Source organism: Kaistella sp., from assembly GCF_032060305.1.
Taxonomy (GTDB): Bacteria; Bacteroidota; Bacteroidia; order Flavobacteriales; family Weeksellaceae; genus Kaistella; species Kaistella yananensis.
Genome location: NZ_DAMBHK010000024.1, coordinates 4557 through 10392, shown reverse-complemented (window position 1 = coordinate 10392; position 5836 = coordinate 4557). Strand labels below are relative to the sequence as shown.

Annotated in this window: 8 protein-coding genes and 1 pseudogene; all 9 read left to right on the top strand. The window is 41.4% G+C overall.

All coding sequences use genetic code 11. The annotated features are described in order from the left end of the window. On the top strand, nt 1-350 hold a 350-nt coding region (locus V5N63_RS05155), incomplete at its 5' end, for a GNAT family N-acetyltransferase (protein ID WP_332033082.1). Nucleotides 351-374: 24 nt separating this feature from the next. Further along, on the top strand, nt 375-563 hold the full coding sequence (locus V5N63_RS05150; protein WP_265144150.1) for a hypothetical protein: 189 nt from the start codon (nt 375-377) through the stop codon (nt 561-563). Between the two features lie 117 nt (nt 564-680). Next, nucleotides 681-1052 (top strand): NADH-quinone oxidoreductase subunit A, encoded by a 372-nt coding sequence (locus V5N63_RS05145; RefSeq protein WP_088469472.1) that lies wholly within the window; start codon nt 681-683, stop codon nt 1050-1052. Nucleotides 1053-1095: 43 nt separating this feature from the next. After that, nucleotides 1096-1653: an NADH-quinone oxidoreductase subunit B gene (locus V5N63_RS05140; protein WP_088469473.1), complete on the top strand. Its 558-nt coding sequence runs from the start codon at nt 1096-1098 to the stop codon at nt 1651-1653. Nucleotides 1654-1660: 7 nt separating this feature from the next. After that, complete coding sequence (locus tag V5N63_RS05135) at nt 1661-2155, top strand: NADH-quinone oxidoreductase subunit C (protein WP_088469474.1); 495 nt, start codon at nt 1661-1663, stop codon at nt 2153-2155. A 21-nt stretch (nt 2156-2176) separates the two neighbouring features. Further along, the gene (locus V5N63_RS05130) at nt 2177-3400 is read left to right on the top strand and encodes an NADH-quinone oxidoreductase subunit D (RefSeq protein WP_332033081.1); all 1224 of its coding nucleotides are present in this window, start codon (nt 2177-2179) and stop codon (nt 3398-3400) included. 131 nt (nt 3401-3531) lie between these two features. Next, nucleotides 3532-4041: an NADH-quinone oxidoreductase subunit NuoE family protein gene (locus V5N63_RS05125; protein WP_332033080.1), complete on the top strand. Its 510-nt coding sequence runs from the start codon at nt 3532-3534 to the stop codon at nt 4039-4041. Between the two features lie 93 nt (nt 4042-4134). Continuing rightward, entirely contained in the window at nt 4135-5490 is a 1356-nt protein-coding gene (nuoF, locus tag V5N63_RS05120; RefSeq protein ID WP_088469477.1) for an NADH-quinone oxidoreductase subunit NuoF, read from the top strand. A gap of 1 nt (nt 5491) precedes the next feature. Beyond that, a pseudogene (locus V5N63_RS05115) lies at nt 5492-5836 on the top strand (hypothetical protein); the annotation flags it as partial.

The following is a 5836-nucleotide window of genomic DNA, read 5'->3' as shown; positions in this document are numbered from 1 at the left end:
ATGAAAATCATCAGCTTGTTGCTTTTGCGATTACAATGCCGTCTTATTCCAAAGCGTTGCAGAAATCAAAAGGAAAACTTCTGCCTTTCGGGTGGTGGCATTTTCTGCAGGCCGGCAAGAAAAACGACCGCGCCAATTTTTATCTCATCGGCATTCATCCGGAATACCAGCGCCGCGGCGTTACCGCGATTATTTTCAAAGAAATATTCTTAAGATTCAGCAAGATGGGAATTAAGTTTGCGGAAACGAACCCGGAACTGGAAGAAAATAAAAGCGTACAGGTACTCTGGCAGGATTACAACCCTATAAATCACAAGCGCAGAAGAACCTACTCTATGGAAATTCAGTAACAATTATTGTTTAAAATCCTTAAAATGAAAAAACAACTTTCCGTTTATCTGCTTCTTATTGTTGCTTTTATTGTCTACAATCAGTTTTTTCAGGTTGCTGATGAGCGCACCAACAGCCTCATCAATATCCTTTTCGCAAGTTTCCTCTTTTTATACATTGGATATCTGGCTTTCCTCGTACTGAAGCGCATGAAAAACTCAGGAAAGAAATAATTATTTTTACTAATTCTAAATTAACAGGGATTAATTATAAAATTATAATTCTTAGAGTTAAATTTCTTCCTTACATCTTTATTCATTAAATTTGCATATTGAGAAAATAATGTAAGCATGAATATTCCAGAAAACTATCTTCCCATTATCATTCAGTTTGCTGTTGGTTTTGGATTCGTACTACTCTGTATTTTAGGAACACACTTTTTAGGCCCGCGACAGAAGGCAAGTTCTACTAAAAAAAATGAAAGCTTCGAGTGTGGTGTGGATGTAGAAGGCAATGCCCGGACTCCTTTCTCTGTAAAATACTTTCTCACCGCAATTCTTTTTGTACTATTCGATATCGAAATTGTATTTTTTTATCCATATGCAGTTAATCTGCGCGAATTTGGTGTAGAAGGATTTTTGGCGGTGCTTACTTTCATCTCCGTATTTTTCCTCGCTTTCATTTACGTATGGAAACGCGGAGCTTTAGACTGGGATAAATAAACCCCATTTTTCGTATTTTAATTAATCTTAAAAGAAAACAAAAATGTCAGATAACAAACCAATTATAAGAATGGATGCTGAACCACCTGAGGGTTTTGAGGGCGAAGGATTTTTCGCAACCAAACTCAGCAGTGTAATAGGCATGGCACGTAAATTTTCGCTATGGCCACTTCCTTTTGCCACTTCATGTTGTGGTATTGAATTTATGGCTGTACTGAACCCGACATACGACGCTTCACGATTTGGGATGGAAAGAAACTCCTTCTCCCCAAGACAGGCAGATATGCTGATGGTTTGCGGAACTATTTCTAAAAAATTAGGACCTGTACTGAAGCAGGTTTATACTCAGATGGCTGAGCCAAAATGGGTGATTGCTGTGGGTGCATGTGCCTCCAGCGGTGGTATTTTCGATACTTACTCTGTGCTTCAGGGAATCGATAAAATTATTCCTGTAGATGTGTATGTTCCCGGCTGCCCGCCAAGACCGGAACAGATTATTGAAGGCGTAATGCAGGTACAGGCACTTTGCGAAAACGAAAGTATCCGCAGAAGAGATCTTCCTGAATATAAAAACTTACTGGAATCCTACGGCATAAATTAATTTGGCAATGACAAACGAATTTGTTTTAGAAGCAATTACAAGAGAATTTCCGGATTCAGTAATCTCGCATTCAGAACCATATGATCTTCTTACTTTAGAAATAAAAAAAGAAGACATCAAAAAGGTAATTCACTATCTTAGAGATTCATCTTTAGAAATAAATTTCCTTACAGATATCTGCGGAATTCATTATCCCGAAAATCCGGCAAAAGAAATCGGCGTAATTTATCATCTTCATAACATGATGACCAACTTCAGAATTCGTCTGAAAGCCTTTATGCCAAAAGAAAATGCCGAAGTAGATTCAATGACCGACCTCTATGCGGGTGCTAACTGGATGGAGAGAGAAACTTTCGAGTTCTACGGAGTTAAATTTAAAGGGCATCCTGATCTTCGTGTCATTCTTAATATGGAAGATATCGGCTACCACCCGATGCTGAAGGAGTATCGCCTAGAAGACGGCACAAGAACCGATAAAGACGACAAAATGTTCGGAAGATAACCTTAGATCAAAGGAAAAATTATGAAAGACAACGCGCTATCAAATATACTCAGCCATAACGACGCAAAAGAAAATATCGACGGGCAGCTCTATACGCTAAACCTGGGGCCAACGCACCCGGCAACCCACGGTATTTTTCAGAATGTTCTAACGATGGATGGTGAAAGGATTCTGCATTCAGAACAAACCATTGGTTATATTCACCGTGCTTTTGAAAAGATTTCTGAAAGAAGAAACTTTGCACAGATTACTACCCTTACCGACAGGATGAACTACTGCTCTGCCCCAATAAATAATATGGGTTGGCACATGACGGTGGAAAAACTCATCGGCTGCGAAGTTCCGAAACGGGTAGACTACATGAGAGTCATCATGATGGAGCTGGCCAGAATTGCCGACCACATGATTTGCAACGGGGTTATCGCGATGGATGCCGGTGCAATTACAGGCTTAACCTATCTCTTCCAGGAAAGAGAAAAAATATACGAAATGTATGAGCAGATCTGTGGTGCCAGAATGACCACAAACATGGGAAGAATCGGAGGTTTCGAAAGAGATTTCAGCCCTCAGTTCCATGAAATGCTTCAGACATGGTTAAAGAAATTCCCGAAAATCTGGGGTGAATTCTGTGCGTTGAATGAAAGAAACAGAATTTTTATGGACAGAACCATCAAGGCCGGCTCTATTTCTGCCGAAAGAGCACTAAGCTACGGTTTCACCGGTCCAAACTTACGTGCAGCGGGTGTAGATTACGATGTACGTGTGGCAAGTCCTTATTCTTCTTACAACGATTTCGATTTCATCATTCCTGTAGGAACTTCCGGAGATACTTACGACCGTTTTATGGTTCGCCAGCAGGAAGTGTGGGAAAGTTTAAAAATCATCGAACAGGCTTATAAAAATCTGCCGGCAGGACCTTTCCACGCCGATGTTCCGGAATTTTATCTGCCGGAAAAAGCCGATGTTTACAATAATATGGAAGCACTTATCTATCACTTTAAAATCGTGATGGGCGAAACTGATGTGCCGAAAGGCGAAGTTTATCATGCTGTAGAAGGTGGAAACGGCGAATTAGGATTCTATCTCGTAAGTGATGGTGGCCGTTCTCCTTACCGACTGCATTTCAGAAGACCATGCTTTATTTACTATCAGGCTTATCCGGAAATGATCAAAGGCGGAATGATTTCCGACGCGATTGTTACCATGTGCAGCATGAACGTAATTGCCGGGGAGCTGGATGCTTAATAAAATTATTAATTTTAGGTTATAAATTTTGAATTAATCTAAAAATCAAACATAAAAATTAGATCAATGGTAAGATTTTCAGAAAACGATTTCATCTGAAATCTAAAATCTAAAATCTAAAATCTTAAAATATGAGCGAAACTGTTGCTTTTAAACCTGAATCCTTAGAACAGGTACATAAAATTATCGCAAGATATCCTGAAGGGAAGCAAAAATCTGCCCTCATTCCTGTGCTTCACATTGCGCAGAAAGAATTTGGCGGCTGGCTTGATGTTCCTGTGATGGATTACGTTGCCCAAATTCTCAGTATCAAACCGATTGAAGTGTACGAAGTTGCAACGTTCTACACCATGTTCAACATGAAACCAGTGGGGAAATATGTATTGGAAGTCTGCCGAACCGGCCCTTGCCTTACCAGAGGAAGTGAAAAAATTCTCGATCATATCCGCACCAAACTGAACATTAAAGACGGCGAAACCACTGCTGACGGACTATTCACACTGAAACCTGCAGAATGCCTCGGTGCCTGTGGTTATGCGCCAATGATGCAGTTGGGTAAATTTTATCACGAAAATTTAACAGTGGAAAAAGTTGACGAAATCCTGGAACTCTGCAGACAAGGAGCCGTTGCACTCGACTAAGCTGTTGATTTCAGAAACGTAAGGTTTTTATTGAATTTAAAAAAGTAATTACAGGCAAGAAGCCAAAAGCCAATTGCAATAAGCATATAGAAAATGAGTAAAAAACTTTTACTTAAAGACGCGCACATAGAAGGAATCCGTTACTTCGATGTTTACCGCAAACAGGGCGGTTACGAAGCAGTTGAAAAAGCACTGAAAATGACCCCCGACGCCATTGTGGAAGAAGTGAAAACTTCAGGACTAAGAGGGCGTGGCGGCGCAGGATTCCCCACAGGAATGAAATGGAGTTTCCTGGCAAAACCCGAAGGCGTCCCGAGATATCTGGTCGTAAATGCCGACGAATCCGAACCGGGAACTTTTAAAGACCGTTACTTAATGGAATTCCTGCCCCATCTTCTGATTGAAGGAATGATTGTTTCTTCATTCGCATTGGGTGCAAATACATCATACATTTACATCCGTGGTGAATATTCCTGGATTCCCGACATTCTGGAAGAAGCCATTGAAGAAGCAAAGAAAAACGGATTCTTAGGAAAAAATATTTTGGGAACCGGTTACGATCTGGAGATTTACGTTCAGCGTGGTGCCGGCGCATATATCTGCGGTGAAGAAACTGCACTGCTGGAATCACTGGAAGGTAAAAGAGGCAATCCTCGCCTGAAACCGCCATTCCCGGCAGTAAAAGGTCTTTGGGAAAGCCCTACCGTAGTAAACAACGTAGAGACCATTGCAGCTGTAGTGCCTATCATCAACATTACGGGAGCCGAATATGCCAAAATTGGCGTAGGACGTTCTACCGGAACAAAACTGATTTCTGCCTGCGGAAACATAAACAAACCTGGCGTTTACGAAATCGACATGACCATCACCGTAGAAGAATTCATTTATTCTGATGAATATTGCGGCGGAATCCCGAACGGGAAGAAACTTAAAGCCTGTATTCCCGGCGGTTCTTCCGTGCCGATTCTTCCAGCCAATTTATTGCTGAAAACCATTAACGGTGAGCCGAGATATATGAATTATGAATCCCTCTCGGATGGCGGATTTGCAACCGGAACAATGATGGGATCAGGCGGATTTGAAGTACTTGATGAAGACCAGTGTATCGTAGAACACACCATGACGCTGGCAAGATTCTATGCCCACGAAAGTTGCGGACAGTGTACACCATGCCGTGAAGGAACGCCGTGGATGTATAAAATTCTTAAAAAAATAGAAAGCGGAGAAGGAACTCTGGCAGACATCGACTTGCTGTGGGACATCCAGAGAAAAATTGAAGGAAATACCATTTGCCCTTTGGGTGACGCGGCTGCATGGCCTGTTGCCGCGGCAATCCGTCATTTCCGAGATGAGTTTGAATGGCATATTAACAATCCTGAAGCATTAACAAAAAATTACGGTTTAGCCAATTATGCGGATCCAATTCCGGTAGCTGCGAAAGCAGAATAAGATGAAGAAGTTCTTTAAAATTTTTGCATTCCTTTTTCTGGGACTGAACTTGAGTTTTGCCCAGGAAACAGATTCAACTCAGGAAATATCTGACGATTTCGATTTTAGTATTAAGCCCATGTCGAAAAAAGGACAGATGTTCGTTTTCTGGGGCTGGAACAGAGCCGCGTTTACTAAATCTGATATTCACTTTAGAGGAAACGGCTACGATTTCACTTTAGAGAATGTGGCAGCGCACGACAGACCGAGCGAATTAGACTGGGCTTACGTTGATCCTGGGCAAATTTCGAAACCGCAGTTTAATTTCCGGTTGGGATATTTCATTAAGGATAATTTGGCGCTGGTT